We start from the raw sequence: 19,401 nt of genomic DNA, 5'->3' as shown, positions 1-19,401 counted from the left end.
GTTCCGGTTAGAGGTAGTTCAGGAAGGACAGGCGCGAGAGCCGCGCGGTGATGGCAAAGCTGGAGTCGAGTTGGTTCTGCAATTGGGTCAGACGGGTGGCCGCGTCATATTGGTTGACCCCTTCGAGGTTCATCACCTCCCCATCCAGAAACAGCGCCCGGCTTTCTTGGGCCGCGATCGTATCGGCAAGTTGCGCCCGTTTCAGGCCAGTCTGGGTTTCCAGATCGGTCAGCCCTTCGAGCCCCACGCCGATGGCGCTGCGGGCCTCGGTTAGCCACGCATCGCGGGCGGCCTCATCAGGGATGTCGCTGGGGTTCACCGCGCTTAGCATCGCCAGCCCACGGACCAGATCACGGATTGCCGGATCATTGGCTTGGGCGGTTTGGGTCAGGGTCTGGGTCTCAGAAGTGCGCGAGGTCAGCGGCGGATTGCCCGACGGCGCGCCGTTGTAAAAACTGTTCTCGAAATTATGGTTGGGGAACACCGAACTGTCGCCAAAGCCCCCCTTAAGGTCATCGATGGCGCGCTGCACATCCGCCACATCGGTCAGAGGGCCGCCGATCATGTGATCAACCGCAATCGCCGGGGATTCGCCGGTGCGCGGGTTGACCTCGTCCCATGCTTGCAGCGGGTTGGTGTCGCTGCGGGTGCCGGACATCAGGAAACCGGAACTGTCGCTGACCGCCGCACGTTCCAACACCCGGTCAAGCGCCGTGCGCGCCGCCTGCGACAGATAGGTCGTCGAAAGCCCGCCCACGCTGTCGGTGGTGAAGGCCTGCTCAAGCACATCCTGCCCCACGTCGCGCATGGCCCCGAGCGAGGTTTCCACGGCGAGGAAACGGCGGTCCAAAAGCGCATTGGAGGTCAGGAAACCATCGTTGCGGGTGATCTGCATGCGAATGGCGATGGCATCGGCAGAGCGGTGGCCCAGATCGTCATAGGGGTTGGCCTTCAGCCCGGTCGTCACCTCTTTCGACACGTCCGAGATCTCGGCGGCGAGGCGGCTGGTCTGTTCGCGCTGGCGCAGGCTTTGCAAAGCGGTGGAGACGGTGCGGGAAATCTCGGTCATCCTATCCTCACACGCTGGCCAAAAGGGTGTCGAGCATATCGCTCAGGCTGGTAAGCACCTGCGAATTCGCGCCATAGGCCTGTTCGATTTCCAGAAGCTTTTGCAATTCGGTATCGACGTTGACGCCCTCGATGCTGCTGCGGTTGTCCTCGAAGGTGATGAGCCGCACGCGGGCCGTCTCGGCCTGCCCGTCCGCCCCGACCCGCAGCACGTTTTGTTGGCTGACCAGATCGGCGGCGTAATCCCCCAAACGCGCATTGGTGCTGAGGCCCGTGGCCGCGTCAAAGGCCATGCCCGTTTCAAGCACGTCGACAAAGGCGTTCAACTGCGTGGTGTCGCCCGGCTCTCCGGGGAATGTGGCACCGGCACCGTCGCGCAGCCGCCAAAGCGCACCGCCCTTGTCGGGCTGGACGCTGTCATTGAGTGCAAGCCGCCCGGCCAGCCCGTCCAACTGCGCCGGATCGAAAGCCCCGCCCGCATCGGTGAAAAGCCCCGGCTGCCCGGCCCCGACGGAGGCATCTGCGGCCTCGAAACTCTGCACCAGCCCGCGGGCGAGTTCATCCAATTGCAGCTTCATCTGCGGCAGGTCATTGGCGATCAGCCCGCTCAGCCCCGCAAGGCGGCCACTGTCGGACCCGCGCGCGGTGGCACTGTTTGGCGTGATGTCGATATCCCCGGCCATCAGCCGCCCCGTCTCGGGGTTGGCGCTGAGCGGCACGGCGGTTTCGCCATGGACCAATTCCGTGCCGCCCGTGGTGTGCAGTGTCAGCGTTCCATCCGCTTCCCAACGGCTTTGGAAATCCATCTGACTGCCCAAAGCATCAAGGCGGCGGTTCATCTCATCCATCAGCCCGCTGGTGCCGGTGGGGTCGGTTCCGGCAAGGGCCAGACGTTCGTTCAACGCAGCGATATCCGAGAGCGCCGCATTCACCTCGGCCACGCTCGCTAGCAGGCTGTCACCAGCCTGGGCGCGGCTGGCCTCAAGCCCGATGGCGGCCTCGTTGATGCTGTGCACCAAGGTCTCGCTGCGCGACAAAAGGTCGTTCTGGGCGGCGGGGTCGGAGGGGTTGTTGGCCAGAAGGTCGAGCCCCGCCTGAAACTCCGCCAGACGAGCGGCAGGGGAGACTTCATCGCCCGGCTCGCCCAAGGTGATCAGATAGCTGCCGAGTATCTCACTGGTGGCAGAGGCGCGGCCCAATTCAGCCGAAGCATTCCGCGACATGCCTGCAAGGCGTTCATCCACCTGCCGCGCGATGCGCAGCTCCACCGTGCCACTTTGTCCGTTGGTCGTGACCTGCGCGGCCTCGCGCCGGACGTAGCCTTCGGTTTGCGCATTGGCGATATTGCCCGCAACGAGGTTGGCGCGACCCTCTGTCGTGCTCAGCCCGCTGCGGGCAATGCTAAAGGCAGATGAGATGCTCATTCATGCACCGGGTTAGCGTTTGATGCTTAGCGTTTCACTCAGCATCTCATCGCTGGTGGTGATGATCTTGGCGCTGGAGGAATAGGCCCGCTGTGTCTGGATCAGGTCGGTCAACTCTTCCGCGATGTCCACGTTAGAGCCCTCCAGCGCGCCGCTGTTGATGCTGCCGAGACCGTTCAGCATCGGGTTGCCGATGCTCACCGCGCCGGAATCCCGGGTCGCCACATAGGCGTTGCCGTCGACCGAGCGCATCTGGTCGGGGTTGGCGACATTGGCAAGCGGCACTTGGAACAGCGCGCGGCGCTGGCCATTGTCGAAGACGCCGTAAAGGATGCCGCTGTCGCTCATCTCGGCCCGCTCGAGGCTGCCGGTCTCGGTGCCGTCATCCGAAAAGGCCGGGGGTGTGTAATCGCCCGAGAATTGGGTCATCCCCTCAAAAGTGCCGGGCGCGCCGAAGTCGATCTCAAGCGGTTGTGGGGTGCCGCCGTTGTTGATTTGCAGGGTCACCACACCGGTCGCGGGATCAATCGGCAGGGTGCCGGGCGTGTAGCTCGCCGGGCTGCCTGCATTGACGCCGCTGTCGGTGAAATTCACCGTCGCATCGCCGTAGCTGTTGCCTGCCTCATCGCTGATGTTGACAGTCCATTCGTTGGCCGTGGCCCCCGGTGTCCAAGACAGGTTCAGCGCATCGCTGCCGCCCAATTGGTTCACATAGCGCAGGGTGGATTCAAAGGCCGTGCCAGTGGTACCAGCGCCGGTCTCCTGCGCGGGGACATTGCCAGAAACGCCAACGCGGGTGCTGGGCGTGCCTTGGACCTGATAGCTCGCCACATTGACGGTGCTGAGGTCATTGTAGCTGGTGCTGCTGACGCTGCCTGTGGCGCCGCTGGCATCCGTGGGAAAGCCCGAGAGGAAATAGCCCGCCGAGTTGCGCAGGTTGCCGTTCTGATCCGGGGTGAAGGAACCGGCGCGGGTCAGGTAGTAGTTGGATTCGACAGGATCGTTGGGATTGCGCGAGACGACGAAGAAGCCGTCACCCTGCACCGCCAAGTCGGTCGAGCGCCCCGTGCCCATGATATTGCCATTGGCCGAGATATCGGCGCGCACATCCGTCAGCACCCCCGCCTGCGTCGACCCGGTGTTCTGCGTCACGAATTCCGAGAAGGTCCGCCGGTAGCCCACGGTATTGGCGTTGGCGATATTGCTAGAGATATTCTGGACGCGGGAGGAGTTGGCCTGCAACCCGCTGACCCCGATCTGAAGGGCGCTTGTAATGCTCATGACTTGATCCTGCTCGTTCTTGTTATTCTTCACTTATACATGAGAAAGCCGATTCCTCATGACCAAAGCAAGAATAAAATTTGTATTTGATATTTATGTCACTGACTTTCCTTAACGTCCGTGACCTTAGTCACGGCATCTAGGATACGGTCCGCGCTTTCCATGCTCAGCCGCATCACGTCTGACCCCAGCGGCCCCTCTTCGGCAGGGCGCGCGCCAAGCCCCGTGGCGATCTCGGCCCATCCGGGCAGGTCGGCCAACGCGGGAAAGGCCGTGGCGGCCCTTGCAACCGTGGCACTGTCGCCCGCCTGATAGGCGGCGAGGGTCAGGCGGGTGGCATCGGCAAAGGCAAACTGCTGGGGGTGCGCCTTCCACATCTCAAGATAGGCGTGCCGCGCAGCGCCCCATTTGCCCGTCTCGTAGAGGGCCACCGCGCGGCTGCGGCGCAGGTCCATGTCTTGGGCGCGCAGGCGCAGGGCGGCGAGCTCATCCGAACGGCCCGCCTGCGCCAAGGCTTCGACCAAAAGTGCTTCGGCCTCGGCGCCCTGATCGTCGGCATAGCCGCTGAGCAGGTCCACTGCCGCATCCGCCTGCCCACCTGCCAAAAGCGCGCGGGCCTCACCGCGCCGCAAGCGGGCCATAAGACTGGCATCGGGGGCAGTCGCCCCGCCCCGCTCCAAGGTCTGGGCCATTTCGCGCAGCGCGCGATACTCCCGCGCCGCAAGGGCGGTCATCCCGGTATCCAGCAGGCGTTGCGGCACGGCCATGGCATGGCCGACAAAACCCGGATCGAAACGCCAGCGGGCGCTGATACGGGTGTGCCCTTCAAGGAATGGCCCGAGGTCGATCTCCCCCGCCGCCCCTGCGGCATAGAAGGCACCGTAGATCGCCCGCGCCTGTGCGCGCAGCGCCTCGGCCTCCTCTTCAGGGGCGGTGCGCAGCAACTTATGCAGCGCCCACAAGGAGGTATCGGTGTCGCCCTGCTCTGCGGCGACCTCCGCCAAAAGCTGCGCGCCTTCGCGCCCGAGGGCATCCCCGCTCCACATCCAGCGCGCGGTTTTCAGCAAAGACAGCGCGTCTTGTCCCGGTAGGGTCTCGGTCTCGCGCCCCATCCGAACCAAAGCCAGTCGCGCCCGTTGCGCATAGGCATCGCGGCCCTGCGCGGCTTGGACATAGCCTTCGAAAGCCATCAAAAGATCACCCGACACTTCGGAGGCGCGGGCCAAAAGGTAGCGATAGGCGGGGCCATCGCGCAGCTCGGCATGGTCGGGGAATTTCGCGGCCAATGCCTGCGCCACCTCCCAATCCTCGGCCCCCAGCGCCGCTTCGAGCAGGTCGGGCAGAACGGCGGCTTGGATGGCTGGCGACAGGTCGGAAAGGCTTTCCAAGGTGCGCGGCATCAAGCGCGCCGCCTCAGCCACCGCGCCAAGCCGGGCAAAGGCCGCCGCGCGCAGAGCCTGCCCCCGCCCCCAGCCGACGGACCATGACACCGCCTGCCCCAGATCGCCACCCGCGCCCCCGTCAAGGAGGGCGAGCGCGAGGCTTAGGGTCCGGTGCCGCCGCGCGGCATCGCCGGAGAGGGTTTCGCCATCGAGCGCTTCCAGAAAGCCCGCCGCCTCGGGGCGCATCATCCAAGCAAGGTGCAATTCCGCCAGCCCCAGCAACACCTCGGTCCGCACAGGATCCTCCGGCGCGGAGACTTCTGCCAGCCGCGTCATCAATCCTTCGCGCGTGGCGAGAAAGTCCTGGTCCCCCTGCTCGGCCAAGGATAGAGGCGCAAAGACAGCACCCTCCTCCGCCGTCGCGGCCGGGGCCAGGAGCAAAGACAGGCCAAGAACAATGTTTTGCAGATGCTTCATTATATGAATAGATGCACTTTATTCTTGTAAAGATCCATTCTTTATTTCACACTGATCTTCATAATGTCACGCCATCCTTGCCCAAACTGAGGCCCGTTATGACGGAAACCAGCCATATCAGCATGTCGCTGGCGACTTCCCTCCAGCGCCAACTGGACATCACCGCCAACAATATCGCCAACGCCAGCACCGCGGGCTACAAGGGCGAACATGTGGTGTTCGAGGCGCTGTTGCAGGACAACACCGCGCTTGGCGACGATCAGGCGGCTTTCGTCAGCGATACCGGCTCCTACATCGACACCCGCCCCGGCGCGCTGTCGCAGACCGGCAACCCGCTGGACGTGGCGCTGCATGGTGAGGGCTGGTTCAGCTATCAAACCGCCGACGGGCAGCAGGCCTTTGGCCGCGACGGCAGCTTTGCGATCGACCCTGAGGGCAATCTGACGTTGCTGTCGGGGGCCAAAGTGCTCGACGCGGGCGGTGCGCCGATCCAACTGCCCCCTGCGGGCATGGGCGATATCAACATATCCGAAGATGGCACCATTTCGGGCAGTGAGACCGGCCCGCTGGGCCGGATCGGCGTCTTCGATATCCCCGAGATTCAAAGCTACAAACGGCTTGGCGGCGGCATGCTTGTCGCACCTGAGGGGGCCGCCAACCCTGGCGTGGCCGAAGCCGTGCAGGTGCGCCAAGGCACGCTGGAGCTGAGCAACGTGAACCCGGTGCGCGAGATGACGCGGCTGATCGACGTGCAGCGCGCCTATGAGCGCACCAATACCATGATGGGCAATGCGGACGACCTGCGCCGCGACTCGCTCAAACGGATCGCGCAGGCGGTCTGACCCGGCATCCGTAGAACGGAAGGAACGAGACAATGAAGGCACTCAGCATCGCCGCGACCGGCATGATGGCGCAGCAGACCAACGTCGATGTAATCTCGAACAACATCGCCAACGCGAATACCACCGGGTTCAAGGCCAGCCGCGCCGCCTTTCAAGATCTAATCTACCAATCCATGCAGCGCGAAGGCGCCGTCACCTCTGAGGCCGGATCGACCCGCCCCGTGGGCATCGACATCGGCATGGGCGTGCAGACCGCCGGCACCGTGCGGCTGAACACCCAAGGCGGCATGGTGGCCACGGAAAACCAGCTTAACGTCGCCATTGACGGGCGGGGCTATTTCTCGGTCACGCTGCCCGATGGCGGCACCGCCTATACGCGCGACGGGTCGTTCCAACTCTCCCCCGAGGGTGAGATCGTGACGATGCAGGGCTACCGCGTCGAGCCCGGCATGGTCGTGCCCGAGAACACCACGGCGGTCGAGATCAACGAACAGGGCGTCGTCATGGCCTATGTTGAGAATGATCCCGTGCCGGTGGAACTGGGCCAGTTCAACCTGACCACCTTCGTCAATGAGCCGGGGATGCGTCCGGTGGGCAACAACTTCCTGCTGGCGACCGAAGCCTCGGGCGAGGCGCAGGTGGTGAACCCTGGCGATCCGGGCGCGGGGATGATCCGTCAGGGCTATCTTGAGGCGTCCAACGTGAATGTCATCCAGCAGATCACCGATCTGATCTCGGCGCAGCGCGCCTATGAGATGAACTCCAAATCCATCGAGACCGCAGACCAGATGCTCTCGGCTGCGAACCAAATCCGCTAATGCGACGGCTCGCCGCCCTCTTCCTTGGCCTGATGGCGCTGACGGGCCCTGCCCTTTCGGCGCCCATCGGCGTGTTGGTCGAGGAACGCGCGCGGGTGGACTACGCCGACAGCCTGCCGCAAGAGGGTGCCTTCGAGATCACGGTCAAGGACGCCCCCGCCGAAGAGGTGCTGACGCTGGCCGAGTTCTGGATGGACCCGCGTAGCGGCAAGTTTCTGGCCAATGCGGTGCTTGAGACGGGCGAGGTGCAGCGCATCGCGGGCTACGCACTTGTCACCATGCCGGTCCCTGTGCCCATCACCCGCCTGCTGCCCGATGACATCATCATGGAAGACGACCTGACCGTCATGCGCCTGCCCGTGGGCCGGATCGGCGCCTATGTGATGACGGATATGGAAGAGGTCGTCGGCAAACAGGTGCGCCGCGTGCTGACGCCGGGGCGGCCCATTCAGACGCAGTCCATCATTCAGCCGCTGGTTATCAACCGGGGCGAGCGGGTGGAGATCTATTTCAGCGACGGGCTTCTGGCCCTCTCCTCACCCGGGCGCGCGCTTGATGACGCGCATGAGGGGCAGGAAATCCGTATCGTGAACCTTGTCAGCAACAAAACGGTCACCGGCATCGCCACCGGCGAAGGGACCGTGGAGATCCTACGATGACCACCGCTTTCGCGCGCCCCACTGTCTTGATGTTGGGCGCGGCCCTTGCTCTGACCGCCTGCGATACCGCAGATCACTTCGACCGCGATCCGCAGCCCTCGCCGATCGTGGTGGACGGCCAAACCATCCCCGAGGTCGCCCGCGTACAGGTGCCGATGCCCGCCGTCGCGATGGAGCCGCCGCGCCGTGGCAGCGCCAAGGCCTCGCTCTTTTCTGCCCGCAGCGAAGCGTTGTTTGCCGACCAGCGCGCCGACGACATCGGTGATATCGTCACGGTCGTGATCTCCATCGACGACCGCGCGCAATTGCGCAACTCAACCGACCGCGAGCGCGAGGGTGCAAGCTCCATCGGTTTCCCGACATTCTTTGGCTATGGCGCGAAAATTGCCGCAATTCTGCCCGGAATCAGCGCGGCAGACCTGCCGAGCGGCGATGTCGTCGAGATCGGCTCAGCCTCCGAAGCGAGCGGCTCTGGTGCCATTTCGCGCAACGAGCAGATCGAACTCAAAGTCGCGGCTCTGGTCATCGACAAACTGCCAAACGGCACACTTGTAGTCGCGGGGCGCCAAGAAATCATGGTTAATCAGGAATTGCGCGAGCTGCGCATGGCCGGGATCGTGCGCCCTGCCGACATCCGCGATGACAACACCATTTCTTACGACAAGATCGCCGAGGCCCGCATCGCCTATGGTGGCCGTGGCACGCTTTCACGCGCGCAAGAGCGGAGTTACGGCGAAGACGCGATGGATGTGATCCTGCCCTATTAATTCCTGACTTGGTCACAATGTGAGACCATTGCCGTCGCAATCGACCGTTAAACCTGACGAAAGCTCAGGAAAGGTCGAACATGAAAAAGGCAGCAATCGCATTTATAGCACTCCCCTTGCTTTGCATGGGTGCAGGCTATGGCGCCGGTCTGGCCCTCGCCCCTGCCCCAGCCGAAGCGGCGGGGACAAAGAGTGATGACAAGACCGCTTATGGCGCAAAGGAGACGGCAAAGGACGCCGCCCATGCGCCCGAGAAAGACGCCCATGGCGAGAAAGGTGAGAAATCCGCCAAGGGCGATGATCACGCGCCGATGGACAGTTATGAACTGGCCAAGGACCGCACGGTGGTGCGCCTTGGGCAGATGACGATCCCGGTGGAGAAGACCAACAGCGTCTCTTATGTGGTCGCAGATTTTGCACTCAAGATGGGGTCACTGGAATTGGCCGAACGCTACCGCCGCGTGGAAGACGCGACGCGGATGCGCGATTCGCTCTTGCAGGCGATGAACCTAGCCGCCGAAAGCGCCGTGCTGCGCGGCGTGGCGATCGACAGCGAAGCCCTGTCGCGGCTGCTGCGGGATCTGATCAGCAAAGAGCATAAGGGCGTCGATGATGTGATGTTCGTATCACTCTACAAACAAGATGTGGCGCGGCTCTGACACGCGCCACTGCGCTGGCTTAGAGAACCGAACGCACCACGTTCGACAGCACGGATTCCCCGTTATCCAGTTCCAACTCCGGCCCGTAGGCGGTGAAGTTCACCCGCGTCACCTCGGACCGGGTCAGCGGGGTGACGCCTACATCGTTGCCCTCGGCATCCGTCGCCGTGATCTCAACCCGGAAGGTATCGGGCGGCACCGGCAGGCCCACGGAATCGAGGCGGTTCCACTCCACGTCGATCACCTCCCCTTCGGCGGTGGAGGGGCCGGGCATCTCGCGGATCAGGGTGCCGTCTTCGGAGAAGATCCGAACGGTTACCTCCTCCGCCCCGGCGTTGAGCTGGTAGCTCAGCGGGAATTCATCTTCGGTCATGCGCACTTGGGTCGAGGGCACCAGCACGTCGCGCCCGATCAATTGCAGGTCCGACATTGCACCCACGGTGGAAAGCATGGTCGAGATTTGCTCAAGGCTCGCGTTGGTGGCGATGCTTTGCTCCACTTGGGTCAACTGCGCCAATTGCGAGACGAACTGCGTCGAATCCACCGGGTTCAGCGGGTCTTGGTTCGAAATCTGCGCCGTCAGCAGGGTGAGAAAGCTGTTGTAGCTTTCCTGAAGCTCAGCGGATGAGGTCGCCGCCGCCGAGGTGTTGGCGGTGCTCAGGGTGCTTGCTGTGGTCGCGTCGATCATGGTCTCGCCTTTCAGGTGAGGATATCTAGCTGCCCGGCGCCGAGGCGCGGGCTGGAGGTCTGGGCCAAGGGCGCGGCGTCACCGCCCTGTGCGTCATCGGCCTGTGCTGTGGTCTGGGTGAACGCAGGGCCCTGTTGCTGCCCGCCGTTGCGGCCCCGGTCGCCAAAGGTCTGAAAATCGAGGTCCGCATTCTCGGCGCTGATGCCGCGCGATTGCAGCGCGTCCAGCAATTGCTCACGGTCTTGCCGCAGCATGTTCAGGACCGAGGCGCTTTCGGTGGTCATGGCGATTTGCATCCGCCCCGTCTCACTGCGCACAACCTCGATCTCGATCTCGCCCATACCGTAGGGGGACAGCGAGAAACGCAGCTTGTTGTCCGCCGCATCAAGGCTGCGGATCTGTTGGCTGACGTGCTGGCGAAGCTGTTCTTCCGGCGCGGCGGCAGGGTTCGGCGCGGGGGCCGGTGTGGGCTGCGGCGGGCTGAGGCGTAGCCCCTCGCTCTGCGGTGCCTGCGGCGCGGTCAAAGCGGCGACCTCGCGCAGGATGGCCTCCGCGGCAGGTGCATTTGTGCCGGGCTGGGCTACCTTGGCGGCATCGACAGCGGCGCTGAAACGCTCGGCGGCAGCGGTGAGGCGCGGGTCTGCGGCTTCACCGCTCAAGTCCACCTTGGGGGCGGTCGTGCTTGCCTCGGCCTTCGCGGCGAGGGGCGGTTCTGTCGCCCCCACGGTGGCGGCTCTCGGGGCTGGTCCGTCACTCAGCAGGACCGTTTTAAACCCGCTCTGTTCGGCAGGGCCTTCGGCCTGCAACACCGGCGCGCCCCCTTCGGAGGCCATCACGCGCGCCCCCTGCTGGGCCTGGCCCATGGCCATACGCCCCACAACCGGCAGCGCCGCCGAGGCGATACTCAATTGGCTGGCCGGGGTGGGCAGGCGCAGGGCACCGGCGATCCTCTCCTCCAATGCGGCTTCAAGGCTAGGGTCATCCAACTGCGCCACCGCCTCCAGCGCGCCGAGGTTTTCAGGCGGCGCTTCGCCCAAGGCTTCGGCAAATGCGGCGAGGGCAGCTTTCGGGGTGATTTGCTGGCTGGTCTCCTCCAACCCGGCGAGGGTGTGATCCATTAGGGCCATCAGCCCCTCTGCCGTCTCAAGGTCGATGTCCTCGGGCAGCGTATCGGGAGCGGCTGCCGCTGGCGCGGCGGCTTGCAGGTCTTGGCCCTGCGCCTCCGACCCGCCCCCCTGCCCGGCCAACCCCTGAATCAGGGCGGCAAAGCTTTCGGCGGCCCCCTTCCCCGAGGGCTGCCCGAGACCTGCGGCATTCGACACCGCAGGTGCTGCCTGAAGTTGAGCGATCATCTGACGTCCTCCAACTTGGGATCCACGGCGGGATTCCGAAGGCTCTTGTAGGATCAGGAGATCCGCACGTTCCCGCGCTGATCTTCAAAGGCGCGGCGTGCGCTGCGGGCCTCGACGAGGGCTTTCAGCCGCAGGGTCCACTGGTTGAGGGTCACGGGCGTCTCTGTCCCGGTTAGCGCCCGGAGCGAAAGCTGCGCGCCCTCGGCTGGCTGCTGGCCAAAGACCGAATGACTGTCGACCGGACGGCCCCAGTACTGCCCCAAAACCGCGCTTAGCCCCATGCGGAAGGCGGCGGGCTCAAGCCCAAGCTTGAGTAGCTCATCCGCCTCGGCGGCGTGATGGTAGGCCTGCCCCAAAGCATGCAGAACGCTGTCTTCGTCCATCATCGGGAACAGGCCGCGCCCGATGATCCCGATCAGCACCTCGCCCACCAGCGCACCGGCGGCTTGGGAGATATTGGTGAAATTGTCGCTTTTGCGAATAACGACGAGCGAGCCATAAGGCACATCGGCGTCGAGTTCTTCGGCAAGGATATCGCCAAGGCAAATGCCCGGGATCGGTTCGATGCAATCTGGCATTGCCACCGGGTGACCGGCCCAATCCTGCATCTCGAAGACCGAAGCTTGAACCGGAATCAGCGCCCGGATCAGCATGTTGAAATGACGGCCATCGGCCGATGAATCCATGTGGCAGGCACCCTTCCAGATGCCACCTATAAGTGAGTTTACCTGCATTTCCGCCTCGTTCAGGACGTTCTGTCCATGGTTTATCCGGGCGATTTTTAAAGGTTTTTTGGGTGCCCGGTGCTCGATTATTACATAAGGTCTAGATCGCAAGACCTTGACCGTCAACAATTTTACAAGACCGTGCCATTTTTTTGGGAATCAGCGGCAGGGATGTCGCACTTTTGCCAAGGATGGAAATCTCGCACAACCGGGCCGATAGGGCCTTGAAAACAAGGTCTACTCGGCTTGATAGACCAAGCGAATCGAGATGCGCCGGTTTTCCGGGGCCAAGGGATCGACCGTGTTGATCGGTTGCGTGTCGGCCACACCCGACACCCGCATAAAGCGCGCGCCTGCGATGCCCGCGGCGATCAGCGTGCGGCGCGTGGCATTGGCGCGGTCTGCCGAAAGCTCCCAATTCGTGTAGCCATTGTTCGCGCCAAAGGCGGCAGCATCGGTATGGCCCACAATCTCGACTGGCTGGTTCTGTTCGGCGATCACATCGCCGATGGCCAGCAGCAATTCGCGGGTCTTCGGGGTTACCTCGGCGCTGCCCCGCGCAAAGAGCGACCGTTCATCTTGGTCCAAGACCTGAACCGTCAGCGCCCCGTTCGATTTCTCAAGCCGGACATTGCGCGCCAGATCGTTCAAAGCGGTGTCAGAGGTGATCCGCTCGGCGATGTCCTCCGCCATGCGGTCGATCTCGGACTGGCGGCGCTCGGATTCCTCGAGCGCGGCGAGCGTGGCGGGATCGGCGGGCGCCGCGGGTTCGGGCGCTTCGGCATATTCCACGACCACGGCGGCGGGTTTGTCACGCAGGCGGCTGTCGAAGACCATCATCGGATTGTCGCGGCCAAAGGTCGGCTTTTGCACATTGCCGGTGTTGTCGACCGCGCCGGTCATCACCCCTGCGGCCATCAACGGGCGCAGGTCCGCCGCCGCATCCGAAGAGGATCCGCCGTCCGACACCGTGGGGGTAAAGTAATTGGCGAGCCCGCGCAGCTTTTCCTCATCCGAGGCGGCGAGGATCCACAGCAGCAAGAAAAACGCCATCATCGCGGTCATGAAGTCCGCATAGGCCACCTTCCAACCGCCGCCGTGGTGGGCGTGGCCGCCCTCCGCGTCGTAGCGCTTGATGATGATCATCGCGTTCTTCTTGTCAGCCATCACGCGGCCTCCCGATTACGCAAGACCGGGCACGGGGGCCAGATCAGGAAAGCTCTGCGTTGTTGTCCGATTTGTCGCGGCTGTATTTGCCCAGACCTGCGCGTTTGGCGTATTCGGCCTTGCGCTTGGAATAGCTCGGCGCGACCAGCGGCGTGTCGGCAGGCAGGTTGAACATCACGCGGTATTCCGCTTCGGTCAGCCCATGTTCGGCCCCGAGGTGACGCTTCAGCATCTTGAACCCCTTGCCGCAGCACAGGCAAAAGATCGTGTCTTCGGTCATCGGCTGCTCGCCCGGTGCGGCGGTCATGCCCTGCGCCTTGGGCGCGACGGGGGCCACGGCGGCGGCGGGGATATTGGCCAATGCGGTGGCGGGAGCCTCAGCGGGGGTCGCGCGCAGACGCTCGACCAAGGTCAGGATATCGTCGATGGTCACGTCGTTGCGGCTGGCGAACCCCGAAACGATGGTCGCAATCGCGGTATCGCTCAGATTCTGCTTGGGGGGTACATTAGGCATGAAGCAACTTCCTTGTTAAGTTAATCTTGCCTTCTGCAAGGTTCGCGAAGCATTCAAAGAGCGCTTCGCAAGAGACGCAGCAAAGATAAATAATTCTTCGCCGTTTATTCTTATCACGATTCGAATTGTATTTGGAACCCGCGCAAGCATTGGCAAGCACTTTTTCGCCATATCGTGCGGAATGCATCACGGCTCCATCTGCGCGACGGTTTTGAAGATCGCGCTTTTCGGGGCCGGATCGGGAGCTACGTCATTGCCGGTGGTCTGGGCGATGATCGTGCTGAACAGACCGGTCACCCCCAGCCCTGCCACCGCAATCAGCGGCACATGCAGGGACTTCCACAGGCTCTTGCGGGGCGCGGGCGGCTGCGGTGCCAATGCGGCGGGGTCGAGCAACTCAGGCTCGGGCGCCGGGGGCACCTCGATCGGCGCGCCGAACTCGACAAAGATGCCGCGCGGCATGACCGCGACCTTCACTTCGCGCCGCGCGCAGCTGTCGCTAAAGCCTGCGGGGAAGAGCTCAGCCGGGATGTCGATCACCATATCATCCTTGGGCCGCCACTCTGCCGCCAGCGTGTCACGGGGGATATAGACCGATGCGAAATCATCCCGAAAGGCGATGTCACGCACCAAGGTCGGCACCATGGGCAGCGGCTGCTCCGGGTTGGAGGCGATTCGCATCCGCCCCCCGGCGAGCCACATCTCAAGCCGGACATAGAAACACTCGCCCGGCTGCACCTCGGCAGAGGGCATATAGCCTTCGGGCGGGCCCGAGCGCAGCTTACGGCGCTTGCGGTTGCCGATGGGAAAGATCTTGTTGGTGCTGACGCGTTGGAACTGGTCCAATTCGGGCCGCTGACGCATCAGCTCGTCGAAATCCAGCCCCTCTTCGCGGGCGAAATTGTAGTTGATCAGATAATCCGCCGCCGTTTCCTCAAGCGTTTTGCTGTCCTGAATGGCCTTCAACAGCGCATTTTCCTCAGAAAACAACAGCCTACGGCAGGGGTGGCCCTCAACCTCGGGGCTGACGGCAAAGCTGCCCACGGGACGGTCGAGGATATCCGCTACCCGATCGAAAACTGCATGTTCTTCGTCATTGTGAAAGACCACGAACTCGCAAAGACCGGCGGCATCCATGCAAAGCAGCAGCCGCATCTCTTCGGGCCAGCCGGGCACAAGGACCGAAAGCTCAGAGGGATCGACGAAATAGGCGAAGGCATCGGGCTCGTGCAGAGCGTCGACATCATCCCTCAACTCTTCTTTGACCGAAAAACCACTATTCATCATAGAAACCCAAGTTCTTTCCTAGATAATACTTGTATAGACCTATTCCCTCAAGGATAAAGTAAGAATAGTTTCTTTTTGGAGGCGTGTGCAGCAATGACACTCTTGCTTGGTCTTGTAATGGTCTTCGGTCTGGTCTTTGGCGGCTTCATGCTGTCGGGGGGCAATATGGACATCGTCCTGCACGCCCTTCCCTACGAGGGAATGATGATCGGCGGTGCCTCTCTGGGGGCCTTCGTGATCGCCAACTCCTTTTCGGTGGTGAAGTCTTCGCTGGCCGGGGTGATGCGGGTGATCAAGGGGCCGCGCTGGAAGGCGGCGGATTACAACGATCTGCTGGCGCTGATGTTCGAACTAGCACGTCTTTATAAGACCAAGGGCATCGTCGCGATGGACGAGCATATCGAAAACCCCGAGGCCAGCCCAATCTTTCAGCGCTACCCCAAGCTGATGAAAGACCACTTCCTGACCGACCTCATCGCCGATAGCTTTCGCATGATGTCGATGCAATTCGACGACCGTTTCCAGATGGAAGACGTGTTGAACCGCAAGATTAAAAAGCACCACCATGAGGCGCTCGTTTCGGCCCGCGCGATCCAGAGCATGGCGGACGGCCTGCCCGCCATTGGCATCGTTGCGGCGGTTCTGGGGGTGATCAAAACAATGTCGTCGATCGACAAACCGCCAGAGATCCTTGGCGCAATGATTGGCGGCGCTTTGGTGGGCACGTTCCTTGGTGTTTTCCTTGCCTATTGCATGGTGCAGCCCATCGCGGGCCGGTTGGAGCAGATCGAAGAGGAAGACGGCGCGATCTATACCGTGATCCGTGATGTCATCGTCGCCATCGTGGCGGGCCACCCGCCCAGCATCTGCATTGAATTGGGCCGCGGCAACATCCCCACGACGAAACAGCCGAACTTCTCCGCCGTGGAGGCCTCGCAGCGCGAACTGCCTGCGGTATGATGCGCCCCCTGCCCCTGATCGCACTGATCGCGCTCCTTGCCGGGCCGGGGCTGGCGGCGGGACCGGCCAAGGAAAAGGACGCGAAAGAGGTCGACAAGACCGCCGAAGCAGAGGCCCGGTTGCCCAATTCCATGCGCCGCCACGGTGTCATCGGCCATGTCCCCCCAATGGAGGGGCTGCCGCTGCTCGACGCCGAGGTGCTGGAACGGATGCGCGAGCGGCTCATCGTTCTGTCACAGGGCACAGAGCAGTGAAGCCAAAGCGCGGCGACGGGCTGGCTGTTTTGTCGCGGCTGAAACGCTTTGAGTTGGAGAATGTCGCACTGGAGATGGCCGAGGTCAACCGGGCGCTGACCCAGATCGAGAACGAACGCCACAGCCTGATGGAGCAGCTCAACGACCGCGGCGATCCCGATGCGGTGGAATCGACGCGGGTGGTTTCGGCCTTTATCCGCAACGTCTCGGAAACCATCCATCGCAAAGAGGCCGAGGCCGAGCGCCTGCGCGCCGACAGCGCGGGCATCCACGACAGGCTGAACGGGCTTTTCGCCGAGGCCAAGCGCATCGACCTGATCCGCAACCGCCGGGCCGAGGCCCGCAGGCATGCCCTGCAAGAAGCCGAGACCGCCGCCCAAGCCGAAGGATTTCTGTCGATCTGGCTGGACGATCAACGATAATTACACGGCCATATCCATTTACGGGAACTATTTCCGAAAATTCCCCTAAATAGCGAATACCGGACAAGAAAAAACCGCAATTCGATTCCATCAAAGCCCCATTGAAAATGCCGCCCTGGGGAGGGGGCGCCGAGGCCACCGCGTTTTTATTCCGGCTTCGGCATAGTTTGAAAGGATTTACGATGAAGCGAAGAGGATTTTTCACCGCCGCCGCCATCGGTGCCGCGTCTTTGAGCGTCAGCCCGCTCTGCGCGCAATCGGCGGAGGTGACCCTTGCCGAGGTGCGCGCCCTGTTCCAAAGCCGCGACCTCGGCGCGCGCCGGATGGTGCAGGACAGCCTGAAACACGAGGGCTATTATAAGGGGGCCATCGACGGCGCATGGGGGCCGGGGACCGAAGCCGCCTTTCGCGCGCTCATGGCCTCCGACCGCTACCAACGCCACGCGCCGACATGGACGTTTGCCCATGAGGTTCAGGTCAGCGAAACGATGTTCTTCCTGACTTCCGACGCCTATATGTGACTGCGCCCGGGGCCCTTTCGGGCCTCGGCCTTACCCCGCCTCCGCGACCGCCAGTTCGGCCATGCGCAGCGCCGCGTCGCGATTTGCCGCCACGGCGATGAACCGCGCGTTGTGACAGAATTTCGCCCCCAGCACGCCGCTTGCGGCTTCCAATTCGGCATCCGTTAGCCCGGCCCAAGCCTCGGGCAGATCGGCGCGGGCCTCGAAACTATCACCGCTTTTGCGGATCGTGGTCAGGGCCCAATCCTCTCCGCGCGGATGCACGACGAAGAGCAGGTGATCCGCCCCCGCCTTTTCCACCGCCGAGCGGAAGGGCATGCCCGTGGGCAGTTCCAAGACGCGCCCGCTGCCTGCCGCCTCAATCGCCTGCATCACCATCGCCTCGGCCCGGCGTTTGGCGGCCTTGCCCTTGATCGCGGCTTCGACAAAGGCCCGCGCGACAGGTAGGGCGGTCATGAAGGCGCGGTCGTCGGCATCCTCATCACGTTCGTCGAAAACGGGCTTTAGCGTCTCCAAGAGCACCGGCAGGGTCATGCCCGCCAGCGGCCCCGCGACCGAGGGTTCAAGCGCACCGTTGTCGATCAGGTCGACCGGCAGCACAAAGCCCTGATCGAAACTGTGGTGGATATCCTCCACATCCGCCTCGGGCACTTCGAAGCTGCGCAGATAGTCGCGGCCATAGTGCTGCCAGATCAGCCCGAAGGAGCTGTAGGGCTGGCCATCCTCACGCAGCGGGCCGGGGCGCTGGTGGTGATCGAAAATCAGCGCGTCGGCGTCATAGTCGCGGCCCACGTCATAGATGATCCGCCCCGAGCCGGGGGTGATCCACGCAGCATCCCGGCTGCGCATCAGCACCGCCTCCGGGTAAAGCCGGGTCAGGATGACGGAGGACAAAAGCTCATCCGCGTGAAAGCCGCCCGAATGGGTGACAAGATGGGTGATGGTCATGGGGCTGGCTCCGCTGCGGCTGGGGAAATCGGTCAATGGTGGCTTGCGCCCCCATACTGCGCGGCGCGGGCCAAGTGCAAGCCGCCCGCCCTAGCGCGACAGCGCGACCAGCGTGGCCGAGACGGGGTCGAGGATGAAGGCCCCCACCTGCGCCCGGGCCTGCGCCAACCCATCGCGCCGCTCGGGCATCAACTGCACGAGAGAGGCAAAGCGGTTGTGATGGGTGCCGTCTACCGCGCCAATGGCCGAGATATCGACCAGCAAGACGCCATAGCGTTTGGCCAGCGCCTGCACCGCGGGGGAGCTGGCATTGGTGCGCCCGATCCGAGGCCGCGCCCCGGCAAGCCCCGCCGAGATACGCAGCGCCCGATCATCCGGCGCGACAAGGATGGCCATGGGCGGATCGAGCGGCCCGATGACCTCGACCTGTTTGCGAAAGACATCCACGTCGATGTCGGGCGCTGCGAGGACCACATCGCTCAGCCGCGCGATCACCTCATCCTGCCCCGACAGGCGCAACTGCCGCAGCGCCTCCACCACCAGCCAGCCGCCCATGCTGTGGCCGAAAAGCGTGATCTCGCCCACGTCGGGGTCGGCGGCGAGGGTGCCGAGCATGACGGCCAGTTCATCGCGCGAATAGAGCGCCGCGTCCTTATCCGCGACATAGCCCACCACCGTCCCGGCAGAGGGCCAAGCAAACAGGATCGGCTGTTCGGGCAAATGCCCATCCGCCGTCACCTGCGCCAGACGGAACAGAGATTCCGGAAAGGTCTGGTTATAGCCGTGGACAAAGACCATCACATCCTGCCGCCCCCGCCCGCTGCGGTGGATATCGAGCGCGGGCAGCGGATCGCGGGCCGTCACCGCAAAGCTTCGGTTCGGATCGGGGTTTTCACCCGGCCATTCGATCTTGCTGGCCTCATGGTTTGGCGGGATGGCAATCGTGAACCGCTCGAAATTCAGCCCCCGGGCGCGGGCGTCGGAATAGTTGCCGGTTTGCGGATCGCGCCCGCGCGTTGAGGCCACGGTAATCGCCAAAGAATGCGCGGTCTCTGCCGCCGGAACGACCGTCAAAGTCTCCCCACCCGGGCGCGGCGCGCAGGCGGACAGGAAGACTACCAAAACAGCACAGAGCGTCCGCAGCCCCCTGCCCCCGATGCTATGTTCTTGCATGTCGCCCCCGCCC

At 63.4% G+C, this 19,401-nt stretch carries 21 protein-coding genes; 9 read left to right on the top strand and 12 right to left on the bottom strand.

The window, feature by feature from the left end; all coding sequences use genetic code 11:
* Window positions 1-7: 7 nt before the first annotated feature.
* The 4 genes from ACGYLX_RS09575 to ACGYLX_RS09560 form a co-directional block, all read right to left on the bottom strand.
* A complete protein-coding gene (locus ACGYLX_RS09575; protein ID WP_394449034.1) occupies window positions 8-1,069 on the bottom strand; it encodes a flagellin in 1,062 nt (353 codons plus the stop codon).
* A 7-nt stretch (window positions 1,070-1,076) separates the two neighbouring features.
* Window positions 1,077-2,492, bottom strand: a complete 1,416-nt coding sequence (flgK, locus tag ACGYLX_RS09570; RefSeq protein ID WP_394449031.1) for a flagellar hook-associated protein FlgK — start codon at window positions 2,490-2,492, stop codon at window positions 1,077-1,079.
* 12 nt (window positions 2,493-2,504) lie between these two features.
* Entirely contained in the window at window positions 2,505-3,773 is a 1,269-nt protein-coding gene (locus ACGYLX_RS09565; protein ID WP_168613242.1) for a flagellar hook protein FlgE, read from the bottom strand.
* Window positions 3,774-3,871: 98 nt separating this feature from the next.
* Window positions 3,872-5,491 (bottom strand): hypothetical protein, encoded by a 1,620-nt coding sequence (locus tag ACGYLX_RS09560; protein WP_394449028.1) that lies wholly within the window; start codon window positions 5,489-5,491, stop codon window positions 3,872-3,874.
* A 239-nt stretch (window positions 5,492-5,730) separates the two neighbouring features.
* Here ACGYLX_RS09560 and flgF point away from each other — a divergent pair, with 239 nt between their 5' ends.
* The 5 genes from flgF to ACGYLX_RS09535 all read left to right on the top strand — a co-directional run bounded on the left by flgF (window position 5,731) and on the right by ACGYLX_RS09535 (window position 9,377).
* On the top strand, window positions 5,731-6,474 hold the full coding sequence (flgF, locus tag ACGYLX_RS09555) for a flagellar basal-body rod protein FlgF (RefSeq protein WP_168613244.1): 744 nt from the start codon (window positions 5,731-5,733) through the stop codon (window positions 6,472-6,474).
* A 32-nt stretch (window positions 6,475-6,506) separates the two neighbouring features.
* Entirely contained in the window at window positions 6,507-7,292 is a 786-nt protein-coding gene (flgG, locus tag ACGYLX_RS09550; RefSeq protein ID WP_067262392.1) for a flagellar basal-body rod protein FlgG, read from the top strand.
* Entirely contained in the window at window positions 7,292-7,951 is a 660-nt protein-coding gene (gene flgA, locus ACGYLX_RS09545; RefSeq protein ID WP_168613245.1) for a flagellar basal body P-ring formation chaperone FlgA, read from the top strand. Before flgG ends, flgA begins: the two co-directional genes overlap by 1 nt.
* The gene (locus tag ACGYLX_RS09540; protein WP_394449024.1) at window positions 7,948-8,718 is read left to right on the top strand and encodes a flagellar basal body L-ring protein FlgH; all 771 of its coding nucleotides are present in this window, start codon (window positions 7,948-7,950) and stop codon (window positions 8,716-8,718) included. Before flgA ends, ACGYLX_RS09540 begins: the two co-directional genes overlap by 4 nt.
* Window positions 8,719-8,798: 80 nt before the next feature.
* Window positions 8,799-9,377, top strand: coding sequence for a hypothetical protein (locus tag ACGYLX_RS09535; RefSeq protein ID WP_394449022.1), 579 nt, complete (start codon window positions 8,799-8,801; stop codon window positions 9,375-9,377).
* Window positions 9,378-9,396: 19 nt separating this feature from the next.
* Here ACGYLX_RS09535 and ACGYLX_RS09530 read toward each other — a convergent pair whose 3' ends face one another.
* The 6 genes from ACGYLX_RS09530 to ACGYLX_RS09505 form a co-directional block, all read right to left on the bottom strand.
* Complete coding sequence (locus ACGYLX_RS09530) at window positions 9,397-10,065, bottom strand: flagellar hook assembly protein FlgD (RefSeq protein ID WP_067262400.1); 669 nt, start codon at window positions 10,063-10,065, stop codon at window positions 9,397-9,399.
* An 11-nt stretch (window positions 10,066-10,076) separates the two neighbouring features.
* Window positions 10,077-11,417 carry a flagellar hook-length control protein FliK gene (locus ACGYLX_RS09525; RefSeq protein WP_394449019.1) on the bottom strand — a complete coding sequence of 447 codons (1,341 nt, stop codon included), beginning with the start codon at window positions 11,415-11,417 and terminating at the stop codon, window positions 10,077-10,079.
* 53 nt (window positions 11,418-11,470) lie between these two features.
* The gene (locus ACGYLX_RS09520; protein ID WP_394449017.1) at window positions 11,471-12,103 is read right to left on the bottom strand and encodes a hypothetical protein; all 633 of its coding nucleotides are present in this window, start codon (window positions 12,101-12,103) and stop codon (window positions 11,471-11,473) included.
* Between the two features lie 276 nt (window positions 12,104-12,379).
* Window positions 12,380-13,309, bottom strand: coding sequence for a flagellar motor protein MotB (locus tag ACGYLX_RS09515; RefSeq protein WP_394449014.1), 930 nt, complete (start codon window positions 13,307-13,309; stop codon window positions 12,380-12,382).
* A gap of 43 nt (window positions 13,310-13,352) precedes the next feature.
* On the bottom strand, window positions 13,353-13,823 hold the full coding sequence (locus tag ACGYLX_RS09510) for a MucR family transcriptional regulator (RefSeq protein WP_394432636.1): 471 nt from the start codon (window positions 13,821-13,823) through the stop codon (window positions 13,353-13,355).
* Between the two features lie 186 nt (window positions 13,824-14,009).
* Window positions 14,010-15,110 (bottom strand): hypothetical protein, encoded by a 1,101-nt coding sequence (locus tag ACGYLX_RS09505; RefSeq protein ID WP_394449011.1) that lies wholly within the window; start codon window positions 15,108-15,110, stop codon window positions 14,010-14,012.
* 93 nt (window positions 15,111-15,203) lie between these two features.
* On the opposite strand from ACGYLX_RS09505, the gene motA reads away from it, so the two are divergent.
* The 4 genes from motA to ACGYLX_RS09485 all read left to right on the top strand — a co-directional run bounded on the left by motA (window position 15,204) and on the right by ACGYLX_RS09485 (window position 17,267).
* Entirely contained in the window at window positions 15,204-16,070 is an 867-nt protein-coding gene (gene motA, locus ACGYLX_RS09500; RefSeq protein WP_271692066.1) for a flagellar motor stator protein MotA, read from the top strand.
* Window positions 16,067-16,324 (top strand): hypothetical protein, encoded by a 258-nt coding sequence (locus ACGYLX_RS09495; RefSeq protein WP_394449008.1) that lies wholly within the window; start codon window positions 16,067-16,069, stop codon window positions 16,322-16,324. Before motA ends, ACGYLX_RS09495 begins: the two co-directional genes overlap by 4 nt.
* A complete protein-coding gene (locus ACGYLX_RS09490; protein ID WP_394449005.1) occupies window positions 16,321-16,746 on the top strand; it encodes a hypothetical protein in 426 nt (141 codons plus the stop codon). The genes ACGYLX_RS09495 and ACGYLX_RS09490 overlap by 4 nt, the downstream gene beginning before the upstream one ends.
* Before the next feature lie 182 nt (window positions 16,747-16,928).
* Window positions 16,929-17,267, top strand: a complete 339-nt coding sequence (locus tag ACGYLX_RS09485; protein WP_067262423.1) for a peptidoglycan-binding protein — start codon at window positions 16,929-16,931, stop codon at window positions 17,265-17,267.
* A 30-nt stretch (window positions 17,268-17,297) separates the two neighbouring features.
* Here ACGYLX_RS09485 and ACGYLX_RS09480 read toward each other — a convergent pair whose 3' ends face one another.
* Both ACGYLX_RS09480 and ACGYLX_RS09475 read right to left on the bottom strand, forming a co-directional pair.
* Complete coding sequence (locus tag ACGYLX_RS09480; protein ID WP_394449001.1) at window positions 17,298-18,215, bottom strand: MYG1 family protein; 918 nt, start codon at window positions 18,213-18,215, stop codon at window positions 17,298-17,300.
* Between the two features lie 90 nt (window positions 18,216-18,305).
* Window positions 18,306-19,388: an alpha/beta hydrolase gene (locus tag ACGYLX_RS09475; protein WP_394448998.1), complete on the bottom strand. Its 1,083-nt coding sequence runs from the start codon at window positions 19,386-19,388 to the stop codon at window positions 18,306-18,308.
* Between the last annotated feature and the right edge of the window lie 13 nt (window positions 19,389-19,401).

This window comes from Sulfitobacter sp. 1A13496, assembly GCF_043557225.1.
In the GTDB taxonomy this organism is placed as follows: Bacteria; Pseudomonadota; Alphaproteobacteria; order Rhodobacterales; family Rhodobacteraceae; genus Sulfitobacter; species Sulfitobacter faviae.
Note: the sequence above shows the minus strand (reverse complement) of the source record. Positions and strands in the feature narration are given on the sequence as shown.

What these genes read in the sequence shown, in the direction of transcription:
- ACGYLX_RS09575 (WP_394449034.1), bottom strand. Translation starts at nt 1,069, where the DNA reads ATGACCGAGATTTCCCGCACCGTCTCCACCGCTTTGCAAAGCCTGCGC.
- flgK (WP_394449031.1), bottom strand. Translation starts at nt 2,492, where the DNA reads ATGAGCATCTCATCTGCCTTTAGCATTGCCCGCAGCGGGCTGAGCACG.
- ACGYLX_RS09565 (WP_168613242.1), bottom strand. Translation starts at nt 3,773, where the DNA reads ATGAGCATTACAAGCGCCCTTCAGATCGGGGTCAGCGGGTTGCAGGCC.
- ACGYLX_RS09560 (WP_394449028.1), bottom strand. Translation starts at nt 5,491, where the DNA reads ATGACGCGGCTGGCAGAAGTCTCCGCGCCGGAGGATCCTGTGCGGACC.
- flgF (WP_168613244.1), top strand. Translation starts at nt 5,731, where the DNA reads ATGACGGAAACCAGCCATATCAGCATGTCGCTGGCGACTTCCCTCCAG.
- flgG (WP_067262392.1), top strand. Translation starts at nt 6,507, where the DNA reads ATGAAGGCACTCAGCATCGCCGCGACCGGCATGATGGCGCAGCAGACC.
- flgA (WP_168613245.1), top strand. Translation starts at nt 7,292, where the DNA reads ATGCGACGGCTCGCCGCCCTCTTCCTTGGCCTGATGGCGCTGACGGGC.
- ACGYLX_RS09540 (WP_394449024.1), top strand. Translation starts at nt 7,948, where the DNA reads ATGACCACCGCTTTCGCGCGCCCCACTGTCTTGATGTTGGGCGCGGCC.
- ACGYLX_RS09535 (WP_394449022.1), top strand. Translation starts at nt 8,799, where the DNA reads ATGAAAAAGGCAGCAATCGCATTTATAGCACTCCCCTTGCTTTGCATG.
- ACGYLX_RS09530 (WP_067262400.1), bottom strand. Translation starts at nt 10,065, where the DNA reads ATGATCGACGCGACCACAGCAAGCACCCTGAGCACCGCCAACACCTCG.
- ACGYLX_RS09525 (WP_394449019.1), bottom strand. Translation starts at nt 11,417, where the DNA reads ATGATCGCTCAACTTCAGGCAGCACCTGCGGTGTCGAATGCCGCAGGT.
- ACGYLX_RS09520 (WP_394449017.1), bottom strand. Translation starts at nt 12,103, where the DNA reads ATGGATTCATCGGCCGATGGCCGTCATTTCAACATGCTGATCCGGGCG.
- ACGYLX_RS09515 (WP_394449014.1), bottom strand. Translation starts at nt 13,309, where the DNA reads ATGGCTGACAAGAAGAACGCGATGATCATCATCAAGCGCTACGACGCG.
- ACGYLX_RS09510 (WP_394432636.1), bottom strand. Translation starts at nt 13,823, where the DNA reads ATGCCTAATGTACCCCCCAAGCAGAATCTGAGCGATACCGCGATTGCG.
- ACGYLX_RS09505 (WP_394449011.1), bottom strand. Translation starts at nt 15,110, where the DNA reads ATGATGAATAGTGGTTTTTCGGTCAAAGAAGAGTTGAGGGATGATGTC.
- motA (WP_271692066.1), top strand. Translation starts at nt 15,204, where the DNA reads ATGACACTCTTGCTTGGTCTTGTAATGGTCTTCGGTCTGGTCTTTGGC.
- ACGYLX_RS09495 (WP_394449008.1), top strand. Translation starts at nt 16,067, where the DNA reads ATGATGCGCCCCCTGCCCCTGATCGCACTGATCGCGCTCCTTGCCGGG.
- ACGYLX_RS09485 (WP_067262423.1), top strand. Translation starts at nt 16,929, where the DNA reads ATGAAGCGAAGAGGATTTTTCACCGCCGCCGCCATCGGTGCCGCGTCT.
- ACGYLX_RS09480 (WP_394449001.1), bottom strand. Translation starts at nt 18,215, where the DNA reads ATGACCATCACCCATCTTGTCACCCATTCGGGCGGCTTTCACGCGGAT.
- ACGYLX_RS09475 (WP_394448998.1), bottom strand. Translation starts at nt 19,388, where the DNA reads ATGCAAGAACATAGCATCGGGGGCAGGGGGCTGCGGACGCTCTGTGCT.